Below are 21,149 nucleotides of genomic sequence, written 5' to 3'. Positions count from 1 at the left end.
TCGGGGTAAGCGCAGGATACGGCTGCTCTCACCCTCCGTCCACGTTCAGTTCCGAGCCGTCAAGGGATCCTTCATCTGGTCTAGACCATTTGACATGTTCGGCCAGATGTGTGATCAATTCACGGGAAGTAGTGACAAGTGGGTTGTTTACCGCCCACAATCCGCTTTGGGCGACTCAACCCTGCGAGTCGCCAAACGTGAGGGCAATTCGGAAAGGGCAACCCACCCATGAGGTCCAAGACACGAAGGCGGCGCCCCCTGCACGCCGCGGTCGTCGCGCTATCCACCGCTGCCTTGATCGTCACGTTCGGCCCCGCCGCGCAAGCCGGGCCGGACGACGCCGCCGACGCGGTGTCGGTCGAGGAGCTGATCAGAACCCAAGACCATCCGATGGGCTCGCAGATCCGCCTGCACGAGGGCACCGCGGAGATGCCCCAGGAGGTCAACCCGGCCGACGTCGGGATCATGGCGTCGGTGCCCGGCATCGACGTCAGCGGCCACCAGGGCAACGTCAACTGGGCGAACTACTGGAACCAGGGCAAGCGGTTCGTCTGGGTGAAGGCGACCGAGGGCACCGGCTACCGGAACCCCTACTTCGCCCAGCAGTACAACGGTTCCTACAACCAGGGCTTTATCCGGGGCGCGTACCACTTCGCGCTGCCGGACCGGTCCGGCGGCGCGGCGCAGGCCGACTTCTTCAGCAACAACGGCGGCGGCTGGTCGGCCGACGGCAAGACGCTGCCCGGCGCCCTCGACATGGAGTACAACCCGTACGGATCCACCTGCTACGGCAAGACCAAGGCCGCGATGACCCAGTGGATCCTGGACTTCAGCAACCGGTACAAGGCGCGCTGGAACAAGTACCCGGCGATCTACACGTCGACCAGCTGGTGGAGCCAGTGCGTCAGCGGCGACTTCAGCAGCACCAACCCGCTGTGGGTCGCCAGGTACTCCTCGACGGTCGGCACGCTGCCGTACAACTGGAGCTTCTACACCGTGTGGCAGTACAGCTCCTCGCCGATCGACCAGAACACGTTCAACGGAAGCTACGACCGGCTGGTGGTGTTCGCCACCGCCCACGACTGATCCATCCCGGTGGGGCGGGCGTGCCACGATGTCGCCGTGCGCGCCCGCCCACTCTGGTTCTGGCTAGTCGTCGCGTCGGCCATCGGCATCGGAGTGCTGGTGGTCGTCCTGGTGCGGATCGACGGGTCCGATCTCAGCGAAGCGCTGAAGACCGGCGGGCTCGCGGCAGGTGCGATGGTCGCGCTCTACGCCTTGTGGCTCAACGACCGTCGACGCCGGGTGGAGGAGAACCGGCACAGCCTGGAAACTCAGCGAGCCCAGCACGATCGGGAACGGGTCGCCGACGAGCGGTTCGCTCGTGCGGTGGAGCTGCTCGGCAACGAGGCCGACCAGGTTCGGGTCGGCGCGATGCACGCACTGGCCGGGCTGGCCCGCAGCCGGCCGGGCTACACGCAGACCGTGCTCGACGTGCTGTGCGCATACCTGCGTAGACCCTTCGATCACTACCGGTACGCCGAGGTCCGCGGGGACAAGGCACGCACCTGGGACGCCGAGGAGACGCGGGCGGCAGATCGCGAGCTGCAGGTCCGAATGACCGCGCAGCGGCTGATCGCCGACCTGCTCCCTGCGGTGTCCGATGAGGACTCTCCGATCTACGACCTCGACCTGCACGGCGCGACCCTGGAGTTCTTCAGCATCGAGAACCGGGTGGTCGGCCAGATCCGAGCGCGCGAGACCAAGCTCTACGAGGCGACGAGGCTCAGCGGCGCGGTGGTTCGCGGTCCCGTCTGGTTCACCCGCGCTCGCTGCTGGGGTCGGCTCTACGCCAACGACACGGTCTTCCATGATCGTTCCTGGTTCAACAAGCTCGAGGCGCTTGGCAAGATCGATTTCACGCGCGCCGAGTTCCACCACGACACGAGGTTCGCCCACGCGGTGTTCCACGGGCCGGTCTCGTTTCGGAATGCTCGGTTCGCCGGCGGTGCGTCGGTGGACACGACGGGCCTGACGGTGCCGGTCGAGCAGGAGCACAATCTGCCGGACGGCTGGAGGGATCGCGGCGTTCGGGCTGGTCCGGGCGGAAATTAAGCGACTACGTAGTCGGCCGGCCGACAGTTACGTAGCGGCCACTGATGTGCCGCCGGGCGCCCGCCGAGCAGGATTCCGGATGTGCTCGAGCACCGCGTCAGCCTCAGTGAGCGGCCCCCGGCATCGCGGCCGGGACCGGCGCGGCTGAGCGTGTTGGTGGCCGACGACCACCCCGGGGTCGTCGGCCACCTTCGCGGTCTGCTGACCGCGGCGGCGGGGATGACCGTGGTCGCGGAGGCGGCCGACGGGCGCGAGGCGATCTCGCTTGCGTTGCGGCACAACCCCGATGTGCTCGTGCTGGACCTGCGGATGAGCGGGGGCGACGGCGTCGAGGCGATCCGTGCCGTGCGCCGGGCCCTGCCGGGCACGGCGGTGCTGGTGTTCACCGCGTGCGAGGACGACGAGTCGGTGCTGACCGCCATGCGGGCCGGCGCGCGGGGCTACCTCCTCAAGTGCGCCTCGGACGAGGACATCGTGCGCGCGGTGCGCGGGGTCGCCGCCGGCGAGGCGATCTTCGGCCAGAACGTCGCGGCCAGGGTGCTCGACCTGCTGGCCCGGCCGCGGGACACCCGGCCGCTGCCGAGCCTGACCATGCGCGAGCGGCAGCTGCTCGACCTGCTGGCGGCGGGGCACGGCAACGCCGCCATCGCCGCGCGGTTGCGGCTGGCGCCCAAGACGGTCAGCAACCTGGTCTCCGCGCTGCAGACCAAGCTCGGCGTCACCGACCGCAAGGCCGCCATCTCCCGGATGCGCACGGTCGGCGACTGCCGCTGATCCGGCTGCCAGACGGATGCGGTCATTCTCGCTACGAGCTTCACCTTGTTCTTACGCCGCAAGCAATTGCCGAGCCGTCGGTCCCCTGGGGCGAGTGCCGAGCCCGAATCCGGCCAACCGGCGCGTGGTCCGTGCTGGACAGCCTGCGGGGGACGCGCGGGGCACTCGGTTCCTTGTGGACGGACGGCGACCGCCCCGCGACTCGCACTGCGCGAGCGGGGGCGGTTCGCTTCCGGGCCGGCGGAGGGTCAGCGGCGCTGACCACGGGTGCGGCGCAGGAAGTACAGCAGCGCGCCGCCGATGAGCACGAGCGCACCGCCGGCCATCAGCATCGGGGTCACCGCGGAGACGCCGGTGGAGGCGAGGTCACCGCTCGCGGCGCCGCCGCTGCCCTGGCCGGCCGGCGCGGTGGTCGTGGTCGTCCCGCCGCCGGCGCCGCCGGACGTGGTGGTCGTGGTCGTCGAGGACGACGAGCCGGTGGTCGTGGTGGTCGTCGTGGTCGTGGTCGTCGTCGTGGTGGTGGTCGACGTGTCCTTCTTGGTGCCGCACGCGAACCAGTGGCTGATCTGGGGGATGTTCTGGTTGTTGGCGCCGACCAGCGGCGAGTGCAGCAGCACCAGGTGTTGCGGCCCGTAGACGTTGTAGCCGTCACCGCCCTTGACGACCGTGCCGGTGAGCTCGATGTCGGAGGGCACCGAGGTGATCGTCACGAAGCGGTTGGTTGGGTCGATGACGAACCCGACGGTGACCTTGCTACCGGACAGCCCGGCCTGCTCGCAGGTGGTCGCGTTGCCGGAATGGGCGGTGGCCCGGGGGTCTCCGGAGACCGGGGGGTCGGCAGAGGGCTGCGCGCTCGTGGGAAGGGCGACGGCCAAGGAGATGGCAGTGGCAACGAGGGCTGTGCTGCATGCGATGCCGACCCGGCGAATCATCTGGGCTCCAAAGTGGTCAAACAGGCTTGGCACCGCAATCTAGCGGACGCCGCGAAGGCGCGCGCGGGCCCCCTGACCACTTCGAGTCCAATCGGGATGGAGCTTAGCCCCAAATTTCGGCCGCCAGCTCGACGATTAGTGTGAGCTTCGCCACTTGCTCGTCATAGGTCAGCGTATTTCCTTCCACTGTGGACGAGAAACCGCACTGCGGAGAGAGGCACAACTGTTCGATCGGGACGTACTTCGCCGCCTCCTCGATCCGCCGCTTGATCATGTCCTTGCTCTCCAACTCGCCGCGCTTGGTCGTGATCAAGCCCAGGACCACGAGTTTTCCGGGCGGCACGAACCGGAGCGGGGCGAACCCGCCGGAGCGCGGGTCGTCGTACTCGAGGAAGAACCCGTCCACGGCCAGCTCGGAGAATAACGCTTCGGCAACAAAATCGTAGCCGCCCTCCGCGACCCAGGACGAGCGGAAGTTCCCGCGGCACATGTGCGTGGTCACGGTCAACCCGGCCGGCTTGTCGGCCAGCGCCGCGTTGATCTGCTTGATGTAGCGCAGATGCTGGTGCTCGGCGTCGTCGCCGCGGGCGGCCAGCTCGGCACGCTGCTCGGGATCGTTGAGGTAGGCCAGGCTGGTGTCGTCGAGCTGCAGGTAGGTGCCGCCCAGCTCGGCCACGCCGGCGATCTGCTTGGCGTAGGCCGCGGACAGGTCGGCCCAGAACTCCTCCTCGTCGGGGTAGACGGTCGGATCGATGGCCGCCCGGCCGCCCCGGTAGTGGACCATGCTCGGCGACGGGATGGTCAGCTTCGGCGTCACACCGGGCTCCACTATGGACTTCAGGAACGTGAAGTGGTCGCCGAAGATGGTCTCCGGCAACCGGATCCGGCCGTTGACCACCAGCGCCGCGCTGGTGAACTCCAGGTCACCGTTGGCGTTGCGGAAGTGGACCTTGATCTTCTCGTCGGACTGGGCGATGCCGCCGAGCCGGTAGATGAAGTCCATGTGCCACGCGGTGCGGCGGAACTCGCCGTCGGTCGCCGACTGCAGCCCGACCGCGCGCTGCATGGCGACCACGTCGCGGATCGCCTCGTCCTCGACCTTGCGTAGCTCCTCGGCGGAGATGCGCCCGGCCGCCCGGTCCGCGCGGGCGGCGTGCAGGGCGGCTGGCCGGAGCAGGCTTCCGACGTGGTCGGCTCGGAACGGCGGGGTCGTGCGCACGGTCATCCTCCTTTGGGCAGCGGCAGTCCCACGTAGTTCTCCGCGAAGGAGGTGGCTGCCGCGGTCGAGGTGGTCAGGTAGCGAAGCTGGGACAGCTGCAGCTGCCGGGTGAACGGGTCGGAGTCCGGCGGGCGGTGCAGCATCGTGGTCATCCACCAGGAGAAGTGCTGCACCCGCCAGACCCGCGACAGGCACGTGGCCGAGTAGGCGTCCAGCCCGGTCTCCCGGCCGGTGGTGTACCACTGATCGATCGCCGCGGCCAGCACGGAGACGTCGGCGACGGCGAGGTTGAGGCCCTTGGCCCCGGTGGCCGGCACGATGTGCGCCGAGTCACCGGCGAGGAAGAGCCGGCCGTAGCGCATCGGCTCGATCACGTGGCTGCGCAACGCGGCGATGCTCCTGTCCAGGATCGGCCCTTCGGCCAGCTCGAACCCGGAGTCGCGGGCGAGGCGGGTGGACAGCTCCGCCCAGATCCGGCGGTCCGGCCACTCCTCGAGCTTCTCGTCCGGCGCCACCTGGAGGTAGAGCCGGGTGATCCGCGGCGAGCGCATGCTGTGCAGCGCGAAGCCCCGGTCGTGCGAGGCGTAGATCAGCTCCTCGGACGACGGCGGCGCCTCGGCCAGGATGCCGAGCCAGGAGTACGGGTACACGTGGTCGTACGCGGTCACCGCGCTGTCCGGAATGGACTGTCGGCTCACACCGTGGAACCCGTCGCAGCCGGCGACGAAGTCGGCCGTGAGCTCGCCGTCATGTCCGTAGTGGACGGTGGGTGAGGAGGTGTCCAGGCCGGTGATCCGGGTTGCCGGCGCCTCGAACAGCAGCGGGCGGCCGGTCCCGAGGCGGGCTGCGACGAGGTCCTTGACCAGCTCGTGCTGGGCGTAGATGGTCAGCTCGCGGCCGGTCAGGTCGGTCAGCGGGATGCGGTGCCCGGCGCCGTCGAACAGCAGCTCGAGTCCTTGGTGCACAAGGCGTTGGCGCAGCATCCGGTCGGCGAGGCCGATCTCGTCGAGCAGGTCGACCGTGCCCTGCTCGAGCACGCCGGCCCGGATCCGCCTCTCGATGTGCTCCCGGGACTGCCGTTCCAGCACCACCGAGTCGATCCCGCGCAGGTGCAGCAGGTGGGCGAGCAGCAGCCCGGCCGGGCCGGCCCCGATGATCGCCACCTGGGTACGCATCAGAACGGGTACGCCGGGATCTCGCCGCGCAGCGTGATCCATCGCTGCTCGGTGAAGGCGTCCACGTTGGCGGCGCCGCCGAAGCGGGCGCCGGTGCCGGAGTCGAGCACGCCGCCGAACGGCGCGACCGCCTCGTCGTTCACGGTCTGGTCGTTGACGTGCACGATGCCGGTGGGGATCCGCTCGGCGAGCGCAAGGCCGCGCATCACGTCCCGGGTGAGGATCGACAGCGACAGGCCGTAGCCGCTGCCGGCCGCCAGGCGCACCGCCTCCTCCTCGGTGGCGAACGGCATCACGGGCGCCACCGGCCCGAACACCTCCTGGGCGTAGGCGGGCATGTCCTGCGTGACGTCGGCCAGCACGGTCGGCCGGTAGAAGAGGTTCTGGAAGGTGCCGCCGGCCGCGAGCTTCGCTCCAGCATCCACAGTGGACATCACGAGCGTGTGCACCTTGTCCCGCTGGGCCTCGTCGATCAGCGGGCCGAGGGCGACCTGCTCGCTGGCCGGGTCGCCGACCGGCAGGGCGTCGGCGTGCGCGGCCAGCGCGTCGAGGTAGCCGCCGACGACCCGCTCGTGCACCAGGTGCCGGCCGGCGGTCATGCAGATCTGCCCCTGGTGCAGGAAGGAGCCCCAGGCTCCGGCGGACACCGCGCGCTCGAGGTCGGCGTCGTCCATGACGATCAGCGCGGAGTTGCCGCCAAGCTCCAGGTGCACCCGCTTGAGGTGCTGCCCGGCCAGCTCGGCCACCCTGCGCCCGGTGGCGGTGGATCCGGTGAACGAGACCACCCGCACGTGCGGGTCGGTGATCAGGGCGGTGCCGGCCTCCGCGCCGCCGGGCAGCACGTGCAGCAGACCCGGTGGCAGGCCGGCGTTCTCCAGGATCCTGGCGATCGCGAACCCGCCGCTGACCGGGGTGCGCAGGTCCGGTTTGAGCACGACCGCGTTGCCGAGCGCCAGCGCCGGCGCGACCGAGCGGATGGACAGGATCAGCGGCACGTTGAACGGGGAGATCACGCCGACCACCCCGACCGGGACCCGGCGCAGCAGCGACAGCCGCGGCTGCGCGGTGGGCAGGATCTCGCCGGGCGGCCGGGAGGCGAGCGCCGCGGCCTCGTAGCACTCCTGGGCGGCGACGCCGACCGCGAACTCGGCGAGGCCGGGCACGGCGCCGGTCTCCCGCACGACCCAGCGCTGCAGCTCCTCGGCGTGCTGCTCGACCAGCGCGCCGGCCCGGCGCAGCACCGCGGCCCGGTGCTCGAAGCCGGCCCCTGCCCAGTCCCGCTGGGCGGCGGCCGCGGCGGCGCAGGCCCGGGCCACGTCCTCGGCGTCGGCCACCCCGGTCCGGCCGAGCTCGGCGCCGGTGGCCGGCTCGACGATGGCGGCCACCCCGCCGCGCGACTCCAGCCAGCTCCCGCCGTAGATCCGGCCGTCGAAATCGTTGGTGTCCAACAGGGTCAGCACCGCCGTCATGTCTTCTCCAGCTTCTCCAGCTTGGCCTTCTGGATCTGGGCATACACCCGGCCGCGCAGCTCGGCGAACCGGGGGTCGCTGCGGGTGGTGAGCTGGTCGCGATCGAGCGGCAGGTCGACCGCCAGCTCCTCGACCACCTGGGTCGGCGGGGAGCCGAGCATCACCACCCGCTGTCCCAAGTAGACGGACTCGTCGATGTCATGCGTGACGAACAGCACGGTGAACCCGGTCAGCGCCCACACCCTGCGGATCAGGTCCTCCAGGTCCGCCCTGGTCTGCGCGTCGACGGCGGCGAACGGCTCGTCCATCAGCAGCACCCGCTGCTCGTCGGAGGCGATCGCGCGGGCGATGGCGACCCGCTGCTGCATGCCGCCGGACAGCTGCCACGGGTACGCGCCGTGCGCGTCGTCGAGCCCCACCGCCTCCAGCGCCGCGGCGACCAGCCGCCGCCGCTTCTCCCTGGCAACGCCCGCGGCGCGCAGCGGCAGCTCCACGTTGTCGGCCACCCGCAACCAGGGGAACAGGCTGCGGCCGTACTCCTGGAACACCACGGCGAGGCCGGGCGGCGGGCCGGTCACCCGCTTGCCGTCCAGCAGCACCTCGCCCGAGGTCGGGCGCAGCAGCCCGGCGATGCAGCGCAGCAGCGTCGTCTTGCCGCACCCGGACGGCCCGACGATGCACACGAACTCGCCGTCCTCGACCGTCAGCGTGATGTCGGCGATGGCCTCAACCCGCCGGCCGTGACCGTCGTAGACCTTGCGCAGCCCATCGATAGCCAGCATCAGCGCCCCAGCACTCGCCTTGGCGGCCGCGAGATCATCGGCTACCGCCTCCTGTCCATGGTCCGCAGACCGTGATACCAACCCAGAACGGCGCGCTCCGCAAGGCGGAACAGCAGGGACAGCACGACGCCGGTGATGCCGAGCAGGATCACGCCGCTCCACATCTCGGGGATCTGGAAGCCGCGCTGGAACTGGACGATCGTGAAGCCGAAGCCGCTGCTGGCCGCGAACATCTCGCTGATCACCATGAGGATGATCCCGATGGACAGGGCCTGCCGGGCGCCGGTCATGATCTGCGGGCTTGCCGAGCGCAACACCAGGTGCCACAGGCGAAGTCGGCCACCGATGCGGTAGCTGCGGCAGGTGTCGGCGAGCACGTCGTCGATGGCGCGCACGCCCTCGACGGTGTTCAGCAGGATCGGCCACACGCAGCCGGACACGATCACCAGCACCTTCATCCCGCCGCCGATGCCGGCGAACAGGATGAGGATCGGCACCAGCACCGGCGGCGGGATCGCCCGCAGGAACTCCAGCACCGGCTCGAGCAGCGCGCGCAGGGTCCTGCGCCGGCCGATCGCGACGCCCAGCGCGATCCCGACCAGGAGGGCGGCGGCGTAGCCGAGGCCGAGCCGGCCGAGGCTGGGCAGCACGTCGGTGACGATCAGCGGGCCGAGCCAGGTGTCGTTGAAGGCCGTCAGGATCGTCGCCAGCGGCGGGACGTAGAAGTTGGTGCTGCCGGCGCTGGCGAACCACCAGATCGTGACGAGCACGACCGGCAGCGCCAACGCCAGGACGACGCGCTCGGCGATCCTCATGCGGGCACCTCCCCGCGCACCGACGGGTGCCAGGCAAGGACCCGGCGCTCGGCGGTCCGGGTGAGCAGGTTGGCCGCCACCCCGATCAGGCCGGTCACCACCACCAGGGCGTACATCTGCGGCACCGCGCCGCTCTCCTGGGCGACCGCGATCTCCTTGCCCAGCCCGGGCGAGCCGATGATCAGCTCGCCGGTGATGGCCAGGATCAGCGCGACCGACGCGGCCAGCCGGAACCCGGTGACCGCGTACGGCAGGGTGGTCGGCCAGATCAGGTAGCGCACGGTGGCCCACCGGCCGAGCCGGTAGACCGCCGCGGTGTCCCGTGCCACCGGGTCGACGTCGGCGACACCGTGCAGCACCTGCACCAGCACCTGCCAGAACGACGCGTACACCACCAGGATCAGCGTCGAGGTGATCGTGGAGCCGTAGAGCAGCACGGCCAGCGGGATCAGCGCCACCGACGGGATCGGCCGGAGGAACTCGATGGTCGACGCGGTGGCCGCGCGCAGCAGCGGCACCGAGCCGATCAGCACCCCGACCGCCACGCCGCCGGCCACCGCGATCCCCAGGCCGAGGCCCCAGGTGATCAGGGTGTCCAGCAGCGCGTTCCAGAACCGGGCGTCGGCCACCTCGTCCGCCGCGGTCGCCAGGATGCGGCTGGTCGGCGGGAGGTAGCGATCGGGGATCAGGCCGGTGGCCGGCACCAGCTCGAGCAGGGCGCCGAAACCGATCAGCCCGATCAGGCCGAGCAGAAATCTCACTGGAACAAGGCGTTCAGGTCGGCCGGTTTGGACAGCAGGCCGTCACCGACGGCGAGCTCGGACAGCTTCTGCACGGACTCCCGGTTCACCTCTGCCGGCCACTTCGGCAGCGTCACCTTGGCGATCACGTCCGCCGGGATCTGGGTGTAGGTGCCGATGATCTGCCGGGCCTCGTCGGGGTGGGAGTCGGCGTAGGCCAGCGACTCCTTCATCGCCTCGACGAACCGCTTGACCAGGTCGGGGTTCTGGCCGATCAGCTGGGTGGAGGCGAAGTAGGTGGCCACGGTCAGGTTCGGCGCGGTGTCGACGTAGCTGGAGGCGATCTTGCGCGCACCCTGGGCCACGACCTGCTGCTGGAACGGCTCCACCACGAAGATCGCGTCGACCTGCCCCGACTCCAGCGCGGCCGGCTGCTGCGGGAACGGCAGCTCGGCGAACTGGACCGACGCCGGGTCGCCACCGGCCTTGCGCACCGAGGCACGCACCGAGGTGTCCACAATGTTCTTCAGCGTGTTGGCCGCGACCTTCTTGCCGGCCAGGTCCTTGGCTGTCTGGATGGGACTGTCGGCCTTCACGAACAGCCCGGCGAAGTCCTTGCCGTCCTCACCGGTGGAGTTGTTCCCGTTGCAGACGATCTTGAGCGGCAGGTTGCGGGACTGGGCGAGCAGCAGCGAGACCACGTTGCTGAAGCCGAACTGGTACTGGCCGCTGGCCACCGCCGGGACGATCGCCGCGCCGCCCTGGGCCTGCTCGAGGGTCAGCTCGATGTTGCGGTTGCTGAAGAAGCCCTTCTGCTTGCCGAGGTAGATCGGCGCCACGTCGAGGATCGGGATCACCCCGACCTTGACCTGATCCGGCTGGCCGGGCGTGGACGGTGGCGCCGGATCGTTCGAGCCGCACGCGGCGCCGGTCACCATGACCGTCGCGAACAGCAGTGCAGCAAGGTTTCGTCGCATCGTGGACTCCATATGGGGAACCGTTGTTCGCAGAGCGCACGGGTGTTCAGCTAAAGAACGTAGGACCCGGACCGGGCACCGTCAACCTTGACTTGTTTCGATTCGGCTCCCTAAGGTGCGATGGAAGAACGTTCGTTCGCATAGCGCACGCGGAGGGGTCCATGGCCGAGCTGGTCGGTCTGGCCGAGGGCGTCGCCTCGCTCGTGAACGACGGCGACACGGTGGCGCTCGAGGGGTTCACGCACCTGATCCCGGTGCGGGCCGGCCAGGAGATCATCCGGCTGGGCCGGCGCGGGCTCACGCTGGTCAGGATGACCCCGGACATCGTCTACGACCAGCTCATCGGCGCCGGATGCGCGAGCCGGCTGGTGTTCTCCTGGGGTGGCAATCCCGGCGTCGGCTCGCTGCACCGGCTGCGGGACGCGGTGGAGAACGGCTGGCCCGGCCCGCTCGAGCTGGAGGAGCACAGCCACGCCGGCATGGCCAACCGGTACGTCGCCGGCGCGTCGGACCTGCCGTTCGCCGTGCTACGCGGGTACGCCGGCACGGATCTCATGCGGCACACCGAGACCCTCGCCACGATCGCCTGCCCGTTCACCGGGGAGGTGCTCACCGCCGTGCCCGCGCTGCGGCCGGACGTCACGATCATCCACGCCCAGCGCGCCGATCGCCGCGGCAACGTCCAGCTCTGGGGGCTCACCGGGGTGCAGAAGGAGGCGGTGCTGGCCGCCCGGCGGTCGCTGGTCACCGTCGAGGAGGTCGTCGACGCGCTCGATCCGCGGCCGAACGCGGTGGTGCTGCCGAGCTGGGTGGTCACCGCGGTCGCCGTGGTGCCCGGCGGCGCGCGCCCGTCCTACGCGGCCGGCTACTACGACCGGGACAACCGCGCCTACCAGGAGTGGGACGCGATCAGCCGCGATCGCGCCACGTTCACGGCCTGGTTGAGCGAGAACGTGCTGGATCCGGTGCCGTCGTGACCGCGGACTACACGGCCGAGGAGATGATGACGGTCATCGCGGCGCGCGCGCTGGCCGGGCGCACGTCCTGCTTCGTCGGCATCGGCCTGCCCAGCACGGCGGCGAACCTGGCCCGCCGGGTGCACGCGCCGGACCTGGTGCTGATCTACGAATCCGGCGCCATCGGGGCGAAGCCCGAGCGGCTGCCGCTGTCCATTGGGGACGGTGAGCTGGCCGAGACGGCGGACTCGGTGGTGAATGTGCCCGAGGTGTTCAACTACTGGCTGCAGCCCGGCCGGATCGACGTCGGCTTCCTGTCCGCCGCCCAGCTCGACAAGTACGCCAACCTCAACACCACGGTGATCGGCGCCGACTACCGGCGGCCGGGCGTGCGGCTGCCCGGCGCGGGCGGGGCGCCGGAGATCGCGGCGTCCTGCCGTGAGGTGTTCCTGATGCTGCGGCACACCCGGCGCGCGTTCGTGGAGAAGGTCGACTTCATCACCTCGGTCGGCTACGGCGAGGGTGCCGGCAGCCGCGAGTCGCTCGGGCTGCGCGGCAAGGGTCCGGTCCTGGTGGTGACCGATCTCGGCGTGCTTGAGCCGGATCCGATCACCTGCGAGCTGACCCTGACGAAGGTCCACCCCGGCGGCAGCCCGGACGACGCGCGGGCCGCGACCGGCTGGTCGCTGACGGTCTCCGAGTCGCTGACCGAGACCGAGCCACCAACGGACGAGGAGCTGAAGGTGTTGCGGCGCCTGGTGGAGAGGAGCTCGTCGTGACGGACCTCGTGCTGCGCGGGTACCAGCGGCCCGGTGATGACGTGCACCCGCCGCTGTACAGCCCGGAGTACCGGTCGACCGTGCGGCGGGCGCCGAAGCTGCCGCCGCTGTACCTGCCGCACTCGCTGACCGAGATCACCGGGCCGCTGCTCGGCGAGGGGTTCGTGCACCCGGACGACGCGGACCTCACCCGGCAGCACGACGGGGAACCCCTCGGCGAGCGGATCATCGTGCACGGCCGGGTGCTCGACTCCGACGGCCGGCCGGTGCCGAACACGCTGCTCGAGGTGTGGCAGGCCAACGCGGCCGGGCGCTACCACCACGACTCCGACCGGCATCCGGCGCCGCTCGACCCGAACTTCACCGGGGTCGGGCGCTGCCTGACCGATGCCGACGGCGCGTACCGGATCGTGACCGTCAAGCCGGGCGCCTACCCGTGGCGCAACCACGACAACGCCTGGCGCGCGCAGCACATCCACTTCTCGCTGTTCGGCCGGTCGTTCACGCAACGGCTCGTGACCCAGATGTACTTCCCCGGGGATCCGCTGTTCTACCAGGACCCGATCTTCAACGCGGTGCCCGAGGCGGCGCGGTCTCGGATGATCTCCAGCTTCGACCTGTCCCACACGGTGCCGGAGTGGGCGCTGGCCTACCGGTTCGACATCGTGCTGCGCGGCCGGGAAGCCACCCCGATGGAGAGGTCATGAGCCTGGGTCTTACTCCTTCGCAGACGGTGGGGCCGTTCTTCTCGCACGCGCTGCCCTGGCCGGAGGGTCCGTACGTCGTGCCGGAGGGCACGGCCGGGGCGTTCTGGTTGCGCGGGCGGGTGTTCGACGGGGACGGCGAGCCGGTGCCGGACGCTCTGGTGGAGAGCTGGCAGGCGGATCCGGCCGGGCGGTTCAACCATCCCGACGATCCGCGCGGCTCGGACTTCCGGGGCTTCGGGCGCTGCCCGTCCGATGTGGACGGCAACTGGGCGATCCTGACCGTGCGGCCGGGCCGGGTGCCCGACACGGCGGGACGGCTGCAGGCGCCGCACATCGATCTGTCGATCTTCGCGCGGGGGCTGCTGGACCGGGTGGTGACCCGGGTGTACCTGCCGGACGAGGCGGCGGCCAACGCGGAGGATCCCGTGCTGTCCACCGTAGACGATGTGCGGCGGGCGACGCTGGTGGCAGAGCCGGACGGGGACGGGTTCCGGTTCGACATCCGGCTGCAGGGCGAGCGCGAGACGGTCTTCTTCAGTGTCTGAGCCGGGATTGTTCGACGAGGTGCTCGCCCGCGGCGGGGTGCGCGCGGCGGTGAGCGATCCGTCCTGGCTGCGAGCGCTGCTCGAGGTGGAGGCCGCGCTGGCTCGGGCGCAGGCGAAGGTCGGCCTGCTGTCCGCCGAGGACGCCGCGACCGTGGCGGCCGCCTGCCGGCCCGACCGGATCGACGCCGGCGAACTGGCCGGGCGGGCGGCCGAGTCCGGCAACCCGGTGGTGGCGCTGGTGGCGTCGCTGCGCGAGGTCGCCGGAGGATCTGTCCACATGGGAGCGACGAGCCAGGACGTGCTGGACACCGCGGCCATGCTCGTCGCGCGCCGCGCCCTTGACGTGCTGCTGGATGATCTGGCCGGGGCGGCCGACGCGGCGGCGGGCCTGGCCCGGGAGCACCGCGACACGGCGATGGCCGGGCGGACCCTTTTGCAGCAGGCCGTTCCGATCACGTTCGGGCTCAAGGCGGCCCGGTGGCTGGTGGCGCTGGACGAGGCGGCCGACCGGCTCGGCCGGGTGCGTTCCCGGCTGGCGGTTCAGCTCGGCGGCCCGGCCGGAACCCTTGGTGCGTTCGACGTCGTCGAGGCGTTCGCCGCCGAGCTGGAGCTGGCCGTGCCGACGCTGCCCTGGCACACCGACCGCACCCGGATCGCCGACCTGGCCGGGGCGCTCGGCACGGCCGCGGGGACGATCGGCAAGATCGCGCGGGACGTGACCCTGCTGTCCCAGCCCGAGGTGGGCGAGGTGGCCGAGGCCGCGCCGGGCGGCTCGTCCTCCATGGCGCACAAGCGGAATCCGGTCGCCGCGGTGTCCGCGCTGGCCTGCGCGAGCCAGGCGCCGGGGCTGGTCGCCACGCTGCTCGCCGCGATGGTGCAGGAGCACGAGCGGGCCGCGGGCGCGTGGCAGGCCGAGTGGCGGCCGCTGCGGGAGCTGCTCACCGCGGTCGGGTCGGCGGCGGCCTGGCTGCGGCAGTGCCTGTCCGGGCTGGTCGTCGACTCCGACGCGCTCGCGCGGAACCTGGCGCGCCTGGTGTCCCATGTGGACGCCGGAGTGGGCGCGTCGGCCGAGCTGGTGGACCGGGCCCTTGCCGCGCGGGAGGAGCGATGAGCGTCGAGCTACGGTACACAGTGGACGGACCGGAAGATGCTCCGGTGCTGGTGCTCGGCAACTCGCTCGGCACCACCGTCGCCATGTGGGAGCCGCAGCTGGCGGCGCTCACCGAGCGGTTCCGGGTGGTCCGCTACGACCATCGCGGGCACGGGGCGTCACCCCTCGACGAAAACCCTTGCCAGCTCGAGGACCTCGGCGGCGATGTGCTGGCCATGCTGGACGTCCTCGGCCTCGACCGGGTGCATCTCGGCGGGCTGTCCCTCGGCGGCATGGTCGCCATGTGGGTGGCGGCGCACGCGCCGGAGCGGGTGGACCGGCTGGTGCTGCTGTGCACGTCGGCCCGGATCGCGCCGCCGGAGATGTGGGCCGAGCGGGCGCGAACCGTGCGGGAGCACGGGATGGCGGCGATCGCCGACGTGATGGTGGGCCGGTGGTTCACCCCGCGGTTCGCCGCCGAGCACCCGGACGTCGTCGCCTGGGCGAAGGATCAGCTCACCGGCACGCCCGCGGCGGGCTACGCGGGCTGCTGCGGGGCCATCCAGGTGATGGACCTGGCGCCCCTCCTCGGCTCGATCACCGCGCCCACGCTGGTGATCGCCGGCGCACAGGATCCGGCCACCCCGCCGGACCACGCGCGCCGCCTCGCCGACGGCATTCCCGAGGCGCGCCTTGAGATCCTGCCGGACGCCGCGCACCTGGCCAACGTCGAGCAGCCGGAGGCCGTGACCCGGCTGCTGCTCGACTTCCTCGGAGGTGACCGATGACCGAGCCGGACCGGGTGGGCGACGAGGTGCGCCGGGCGGTGCTCGGCGACGAGCACGTCGATCGGACCGCCGCGAACGCGACGCCGTTCACCGCGCCGTTCTACGAGTACGTGACCCGCACCGCCTGGGGGCAGGTGTGGGCCCGGCCCGAGCTGGACCGGCGCACCCGCAGCCTGCTCACGCTGGCCCTGCTCGCCGCGCTGCGCTGCGAGGAAGAGCTGGCGATGCACGTCCGCGCGGCGGTCCGCAATGGAGTCACCCCGGTGGAGATCCGGGAGGCGCTGCTGCACACCGCCGTCTACGCCGGCGCGCCGGCCGCCAACTCCGCCTTCGCGGTCGCCGCCCGGGTCCTGGCGGAGCTGGGGGTGTCGACATGAGCCCCCGCGGGCCGGACTTCGTGCAGTCGCTCGAGCGCGGGCTCGCGGTGATCCGGGCGTTCGACCGCGATCACGCGGAGCTGACGCTCAGCGAGGTCGCCGCGGCCACCGGGGTGACAAGGGCGGCCGCCCGGCGGTTCCTGCTCACCCTGGCCGAGCTGGGCTATGTGCGCGCGGAGGGCCGGTTCTTCTCGCTCACCGCCAGGGTGCTCGAGCTCGGCTACGCCTACCTGTCCAGCCTGTCGCTGCCCGAGGTGGCCGAGCCGCACCTGGAGGCGCTGGTCGCCGAGGTCAACGAGTCCTCGTCGGTGTCCGTGCTGGACGGGCAGGACGTCGTGTACGTCGCCCGCGTCCCGACCAGCCGGATCATGACCGTGGTGATCAGCGTCGGCACCCGGTTCCCGGCCTACGCCACCTCGATGGGCCGGGTCCTGCTCGCCGGCCTGCCGGACGGCGAGTTGGAGTCCTATCTCGACGGTGTGCGGCTCGAGCCGCTCACCGCGCGCACGGTGTCCTCGGTGGCCGCACTGCGCGGCGAGCTGGCCAAGGTCCGCGCCCAGGGCTACGCGCTGGTTAACCAGGAGCTCGAGGACGGCCTGCGCGCGATCGCCGCACCCATCCGGGACCGCACCGGCCGGGTCATCGCCGCGCTCAACGTCTCCGCGCACGCCAGCCGGACCTCGCTGGAGGTCATGCGCCGGGATCTGCTCCCCCCGCTGCTCAAGACCGCCGCTCGGATCGAGGCCGACTTCTTCGGCCGGCAACGGCGCTGAGCCTCGGCTCCGCGTTGTCAAGCCCGGCCGACTCCCCAACGTGGAGTTGTCCACATCTCCCCCACCTGTCCACAACCCACCCGACTTTGATCTTTCAGCTGCGAATCCCGGATAAACTGCCCACGAACCCACCTCCCCACCCCAGACGGGGTGGGGGCTGAGTGGTGAAAGGGCGGCGGAGTCCGGTGCGGGCCGGATGCCCCGTGGTGGTGCCGGGGCGCGTCACTCACCTGCACGAACGCGTCATGCGGCTACCCGAGCGCGGACACGCCGCGGAGTTGCGGCCATCAGTTCTCACACGGCGATCTTGGCGATGGCGGTGAGGACGGGTTGGAAGAAGCCGCAGTCTTCGGGTTCGTGCCAGGTGACGTCCGTGAAGCCGGCCGCGGCGACGAGGGTGGCCAGCTCGCGGCGGGTGATGGCCCAGTAGGTGGCCCTGCGGACGGCGACGCGCCAGCCTTCTCCGTCGGGGACGAGGGTGAAGTGCTCGAGGTCGTAGCGTTCGCCGTCGGGGTGCCAGTCCCAGAGTTGGAAGGAGATCGACCGGCCGGTGGGGGTGGTCGACTTCCATGGTGGGGAGTAGCCGGGGCGCTGCTCGCGGAGCTCGTCGTAGGGCCGGGTGCTGGTGATGAGCAGGCCGCCGTCGGCGAGCACGCGGCGGATTCCGGTCAGGCCGGCGTGCATGTCCTGGGGGGTGAGGAAGTGGGGCAGGGCGTTGTCGGCGCAGATGGCGACGTCGAAGGTGGCGTCGGGGAAGGGGAGGGCGCGCATGTCGGCGGCGGCGACGGGGACGGTGAGGCCGCGGCGGGTGGCCTCGGTGGCGGCGCGGGCGGCGGCGACCGGGCTGAGGTCGGTGCCGATCACGGTGTGGCCGCGCCCGGCAAGGCCGATGGCCTGGGTGCCGATGCCGCAGGCGCAGTCGAGGACCCGGCGCCGGGCGGGGCCGATGAGGCCGTCGAGGGCGGCGGCCTGGCGGCCGATGCTGGCCTCCCAGTCGGCGTAGATCAGGTGGTAGTCCTCGGCCAGCTCGTCGTAGAACCGTCTGGTCCGGCTCATGATCGTCACTTTAGGCGGGCGCGTAGCGCGGGGCACTGCACAAGCGATGACATATGCACAGCGTTCAGGCACGCGAGGGCCAGCCTATGCAGACAGTGGAACGACCGTGGCCGTTCGTCGGTCGCGAGCGTGAGCTTGCGCGGGTGGCGGCCGCCCTCGGCCGGGCGGATGCGGCGGGGTTGTTGCTGGCCGGGCCGGCCGGGGTGGGCAAGACCAGGCTGGCCACCGAGTGTGCGGCGATCGCCGAGCGGGTGGGGTTCCGGTGTGCGCGGGTGCTGGCCACGAGGGCGGCGGCGGACGTGCCGCTGGGGGCGTTGGCTCCGCTGCTTCCGGCGGACTCGCGGCGCAGCGGGCCGCGGGGCAACTGGCTGCGGGCCGCCGCGGACGCGATCGCCAGCGGGCCGGGGCCGTTGTTGCTGGTCGTGGACGACGCGCACCTGCTGGACAACGCGTCGGCGACGGTCGTGCAGCAGCTCGCGGCGCCGGACCGGGCGTTCGTGGTGCTCACGACCAGGGCCGGGCTGCCGGTGCCGGAGCCGTTGCTTGCGCTGTGGAAGGACGCCATCGTCGAGCGGCTCGACCTGGCGCCGCTGACCGTCAGGGACGTCGACCGGATCCTCGACACGGTGCTCGGCGGCGCGATCGACGGGGCCGCCCGGCTGGAGCTGTTCCAGGCCAGCCAGGGCAACGCGCTGTTCCTGCACGAGCTGGTGCTCGGCGCGCTGGACACCGACATCCTGCGTCGCGAGCAGGGCGTCTGGCGGCTCACCAGGAGGCTCGCGACGTCGCCGCGGCTGGTGGAGCTGGTGCAGGCGCGGCTGGTCGACCTCGACCGGACCGAGCGGGAGCTGCTGGAGCTCGTGGCCCTCGGCGAACCGCTGCCCTGGGAGATCGTCGCGCAGTTCGCCTCGCCGGAGACCGTGGAGAGCCTTGAGCGGCACGAGCTCGTGCAGACCGTGCAGCAGCGCAGCGGCCTGCAGGTCGGGCTGGCGCATCCGCTGTACGGCGAGGTGCTGCGCGGTCAGCTGACCGCGCTCGGCCGGATGGCGGCCAGCAGACGGCTCGCCGAGGCCGCGGCCGGGGTGGGTGTCGAGCGGGTCGGCGCGCTGCCGCTGGCGGTGTGGCAGCTCGACGGCGGCGGCGACATCGATCCGGCGATCATGGTCGACGCGGCCCGCGGCGCCCGCCGGGCCGGCAACCTGCCGCTGGCCGAGCGGCTCGCGGTGGCCGCGGTGGACGCCGGCGCCGGGCCGGCCGCCGGCTTGCTGCACGCCAGGGTGCTCGGCGAGCGAGGTTGGCACGACCGGGCCCAGGCGCTGCTCGCCGAGCTGTCCGAGCAGGCCGGTACCGAGCAGGAGCGGGTCGCCGTCGCGATCGAGCGGTCCCGCGCGCTGCTGTACTGGCTCGGCCGCGGCGCCGAGGCGGCCGAGACGTTGGAGACCATCGCCAAGAGCCTCAACGGCGCGCTGCTCGACCGGGTCACCGCGCACCGGGCGCTGGTCGCGCTGATGCGGGGCCACCTGTCCGACGCGTTGAGCGCGGCCGAGGTCGTCGGCGCCGCCGCCCCCGGGCAGGGGCTGGCCACCGGCGCGGCCACCGCGGCCGTGGCCGCCGCGCTGTCCGGACAGGCCGGCATGGCGATGGAGTACGTGCGGCGGGCCGAGCGCGGGTCGGAGCCGGGGCGGGCCCGGTTGGCGCAGGTCGTGGCCTTGATCGAGGCGGGACGGCTGGCCGAGGCGGACACCGCGGCGACCGCGCTGTACGACCGGTCCCTGCGGTTGCACAGCCGAACCGGGCAGGCCTGGGTGGCCATGCTGCGCGGCCGGCTGGAGCTGCTGACCGGGCAGCTCGGCCGGGCCGAGCACGCGTTCGCCGAGGGCATGGCGATCGGCGCGCAGATCGGCCAGCTCGCGCTGCGCCGCTGGTGCGCCGCCGGCATCGCGCTGGCGGCCGCGCAGCGCGGGGACGGTGTCCGGGCCGCAGCCGCGGTCGCCGAGCTGAACGCGCTGCCCGGGACCGACCTGCACCTGCTGCAGTCCGACGAGCTGCGGGCCAGGGCGTGGACCGCCCAGCTCGGCGGAAACCCGGTGCGGGCCAAGGACCTGCTGCGCGAGGGGGCCGAGGTGGCGCAGCAGGCCGGGGCGGTGGCGCTGGCCGCGTCCGCCTGGCACAACCTGGCCCGGCTCGGCGCGCTTGACGCCGCCGCACCGCTGCTCGAGCTGGCCGCCGGCACGGACAACCCGCTGGTCGCCGCGCGGGCGGACACGGTGGCCGCGATGATCGGCCACGACCCGGACGGGCTGGCCGCCGCGAGCGAGCGGTTCGAGGCGATGGGCGCGCTGCTGCTGGCCGCCGAGTCCAGCGCCGCGGCCGCCGCCGAGTACCGGCGAAGACAGGACGCCCGGGCGGCCGAGCGGATGGCGGACCGGGCCCACGCCCTGAGCGACCGCTGCGACCGGGCGCACACCCCCGGGCTGGACCTCGCCGGCCCGGTGGCGGAGCTGACCAGCCGGGAGCGGGAGATCGCCACCCTGGCCGCGCGGGGCAACTCCAACAGGGAGATCGCCGACGCGCTGACCGTCTCGGTGCGTACGGTGGAGACACATCTGCAGCGCGCCTACACCAAGCTGGGTGTGACCAGCCGGACCGGGCTCGCGGCCGTCCTACGTAGCCGCCCGCGGAAAGCTACGTAGTCCGCGCGGACGCCGCCGGCGAACCTGGTGTGGTGTGCTAAATCGCCGGCAGTGCGACGATCGACGGGAACGGGTCATGGCAGGTCTCGAGGACGCCTTGGAGCGGTTGGCCACCGATCCGGCGTTCAAGGCGCAGCTTGCGACCGATCCGCGGGCCGCGCTGGCCGGCTACGAGCTGTCCGCCGACGACCTGAGCGTGCTGGCCAAGCGGGTCGGCGCCAACGGAGCGAGCGCCGTCGAGCAGCGCACCAGCAAGGCCGGCTTCTTCGGTCTGTTCGCCCAGATCACCGAGGACGCCGGCGTGGTGATCCGCGGCCCGGCATCCTCGGAGACCCGGGAGGACTAGCAGCGGACGCGAGGCCGGGGGTGGGCGGGTGGGCCGGCCTC

The 21,149-nt window shown here is 71.8% G+C and carries 22 protein-coding genes; 13 read left to right on the top strand and 9 right to left on the bottom strand.

Annotated elements, in window-relative coordinates:
* The first annotated feature begins 228 nt into the window (after positions 1–228).
* The 3 genes from VGX25_RS29035 to VGX25_RS29025 all read left to right on the top strand — a co-directional run bounded on the left by VGX25_RS29035 (position 229) and on the right by VGX25_RS29025 (position 2,889).
* Entirely contained in the window at positions 229–1,086 is an 858-nt protein-coding gene (locus VGX25_RS29035; RefSeq protein ID WP_326921110.1) for a lysozyme, read from the top strand.
* Between the two features lie 36 nt (positions 1,087–1,122).
* On the top strand, positions 1,123–2,115 hold the full coding sequence (locus VGX25_RS29030) for a pentapeptide repeat-containing protein (protein ID WP_414636013.1): 993 nt from the start codon (positions 1,123–1,125) through the stop codon (positions 2,113–2,115).
* A gap of 81 nt (positions 2,116–2,196) precedes the next feature.
* Positions 2,197–2,889: a response regulator transcription factor gene (locus tag VGX25_RS29025; RefSeq protein ID WP_326921109.1), complete on the top strand. Its 693-nt coding sequence runs from the start codon at positions 2,197–2,199 to the stop codon at positions 2,887–2,889.
* Between the two features lie 248 nt (positions 2,890–3,137).
* Here VGX25_RS29025 and VGX25_RS29020 read toward each other — a convergent pair whose 3' ends face one another.
* From VGX25_RS29020 to VGX25_RS28985, 8 genes are all read right to left on the bottom strand, one after another.
* A complete protein-coding gene (locus VGX25_RS29020; RefSeq protein ID WP_326921108.1) occupies positions 3,138–3,764 on the bottom strand; it encodes an LPXTG cell wall anchor domain-containing protein in 627 nt (208 codons plus the stop codon).
* 160 nt (positions 3,765–3,924) lie between these two features.
* Positions 3,925–5,046, bottom strand: coding sequence for a 5-methyltetrahydropteroyltriglutamate--homocysteine S-methyltransferase (locus VGX25_RS29015; RefSeq protein ID WP_326921107.1), 1,122 nt, complete (start codon positions 5,044–5,046; stop codon positions 3,925–3,927).
* Entirely contained in the window at positions 5,043–6,215 is a 1,173-nt protein-coding gene (locus tag VGX25_RS29010) for a 4-hydroxybenzoate 3-monooxygenase (protein ID WP_414636012.1), read from the bottom strand. Before VGX25_RS29010 ends, VGX25_RS29015 begins: the two co-directional genes overlap by 4 nt.
* On the bottom strand, positions 6,215–7,672 hold the full coding sequence (locus tag VGX25_RS29005) for an aldehyde dehydrogenase family protein (protein WP_326921122.1): 1,458 nt from the start codon (positions 7,670–7,672) through the stop codon (positions 6,215–6,217). The genes VGX25_RS29010 and VGX25_RS29005 overlap by 1 nt, the downstream gene beginning before the upstream one ends.
* An 8-nt stretch (positions 7,673–7,680) precedes the next feature.
* On the bottom strand, positions 7,681–8,466 hold the full coding sequence (locus VGX25_RS29000) for an ABC transporter ATP-binding protein (RefSeq protein ID WP_326921106.1): 786 nt from the start codon (positions 8,464–8,466) through the stop codon (positions 7,681–7,683).
* 41 nt (positions 8,467–8,507) lie between these two features.
* Positions 8,508–9,281 carry an ABC transporter permease gene (locus VGX25_RS28995; protein WP_326921105.1) on the bottom strand — a complete coding sequence of 258 codons (774 nt, stop codon included), beginning with the start codon at positions 9,279–9,281 and terminating at the stop codon, positions 8,508–8,510.
* Positions 9,278–10,042, bottom strand: coding sequence for an ABC transporter permease (locus tag VGX25_RS28990; protein ID WP_326921104.1), 765 nt, complete (start codon positions 10,040–10,042; stop codon positions 9,278–9,280). The genes VGX25_RS28995 and VGX25_RS28990 overlap by 4 nt, the downstream gene beginning before the upstream one ends.
* Positions 10,039–10,998 carry an ABC transporter substrate-binding protein gene (locus tag VGX25_RS28985; RefSeq protein ID WP_326921103.1) on the bottom strand — a complete coding sequence of 320 codons (960 nt, stop codon included), beginning with the start codon at positions 10,996–10,998 and terminating at the stop codon, positions 10,039–10,041. Before VGX25_RS28985 ends, VGX25_RS28990 begins: the two co-directional genes overlap by 4 nt.
* Positions 10,999–11,159: 161 nt before the next feature.
* On the opposite strand from VGX25_RS28985, the gene VGX25_RS28980 reads away from it, so the two are divergent.
* Genes VGX25_RS28980 through VGX25_RS28945 form a run of 8 tightly spaced genes read left to right on the top strand, consistent with a single transcriptional unit; the run spans position 11,160 to position 17,013 of the window.
* The gene (locus VGX25_RS28980) at positions 11,160–11,975 is read left to right on the top strand and encodes a CoA transferase subunit A (RefSeq protein ID WP_326921102.1); all 816 of its coding nucleotides are present in this window, start codon (positions 11,160–11,162) and stop codon (positions 11,973–11,975) included.
* 23 nt (positions 11,976–11,998) lie between these two features.
* Complete coding sequence (locus tag VGX25_RS28975) at positions 11,999–12,733, top strand: CoA-transferase subunit beta (protein WP_414636015.1); 735 nt, start codon at positions 11,999–12,001, stop codon at positions 12,731–12,733.
* A complete protein-coding gene (gene pcaH, locus VGX25_RS28970) occupies positions 12,730–13,440 on the top strand; it encodes a protocatechuate 3,4-dioxygenase subunit beta (protein ID WP_326921100.1) in 711 nt (236 codons plus the stop codon). The genes VGX25_RS28975 and pcaH overlap by 4 nt, the downstream gene beginning before the upstream one ends.
* The gene (gene pcaG / locus VGX25_RS28965; protein WP_326921099.1) at positions 13,437–13,985 is read left to right on the top strand and encodes a protocatechuate 3,4-dioxygenase subunit alpha; all 549 of its coding nucleotides are present in this window, start codon (positions 13,437–13,439) and stop codon (positions 13,983–13,985) included. The genes pcaH and pcaG overlap by 4 nt, the downstream gene beginning before the upstream one ends.
* Positions 13,978–15,096 (top strand): 3-carboxy-cis,cis-muconate cycloisomerase, encoded by a 1,119-nt coding sequence (pcaB, locus tag VGX25_RS28960; protein ID WP_326921098.1) that lies wholly within the window; start codon positions 13,978–13,980, stop codon positions 15,094–15,096. Before pcaG ends, pcaB begins: the two co-directional genes overlap by 8 nt.
* Positions 15,093–15,863 carry a 3-oxoadipate enol-lactonase gene (gene pcaD, locus VGX25_RS28955; RefSeq protein ID WP_326921097.1) on the top strand — a complete coding sequence of 257 codons (771 nt, stop codon included), beginning with the start codon at positions 15,093–15,095 and terminating at the stop codon, positions 15,861–15,863. Before pcaB ends, pcaD begins: the two co-directional genes overlap by 4 nt.
* Positions 15,860–16,240 carry a 4-carboxymuconolactone decarboxylase gene (pcaC, locus tag VGX25_RS28950; RefSeq protein ID WP_326921096.1) on the top strand — a complete coding sequence of 127 codons (381 nt, stop codon included), beginning with the start codon at positions 15,860–15,862 and terminating at the stop codon, positions 16,238–16,240. Before pcaD ends, pcaC begins: the two co-directional genes overlap by 4 nt.
* Positions 16,237–17,013: an IclR family transcriptional regulator gene (locus tag VGX25_RS28945; RefSeq protein WP_326921095.1), complete on the top strand. Its 777-nt coding sequence runs from the start codon at positions 16,237–16,239 to the stop codon at positions 17,011–17,013. Before pcaC ends, VGX25_RS28945 begins: the two co-directional genes overlap by 4 nt.
* 294 nt (positions 17,014–17,307) lie before the next feature.
* Here VGX25_RS28945 and VGX25_RS28940 read toward each other — a convergent pair whose 3' ends face one another.
* Complete coding sequence (locus VGX25_RS28940; protein ID WP_326921094.1) at positions 17,308–18,069, bottom strand: class I SAM-dependent methyltransferase; 762 nt, start codon at positions 18,067–18,069, stop codon at positions 17,308–17,310.
* Between the two features lie 95 nt (positions 18,070–18,164).
* On the opposite strand from VGX25_RS28940, the gene VGX25_RS28935 reads away from it, so the two are divergent.
* Positions 18,165–20,762, top strand: a complete 2,598-nt coding sequence (locus VGX25_RS28935; protein ID WP_326921093.1) for a LuxR C-terminal-related transcriptional regulator — start codon at positions 18,165–18,167, stop codon at positions 20,760–20,762.
* Between the two features lie 76 nt (positions 20,763–20,838).
* Positions 20,839–21,108, top strand: coding sequence for an Os1348 family NHLP clan protein (locus VGX25_RS28930; protein WP_326921092.1), 270 nt, complete (start codon positions 20,839–20,841; stop codon positions 21,106–21,108).
* Positions 21,109–21,149: the final 41 nt, after the last annotated feature.

This window comes from Actinophytocola sp. (assembly GCF_035942955.1).
Lineage (GTDB): Bacteria > Actinomycetota > Actinomycetes > Mycobacteriales > Pseudonocardiaceae > DASYTH01.
This window is presented reverse-complemented; position numbering and strand designations above follow the sequence as displayed.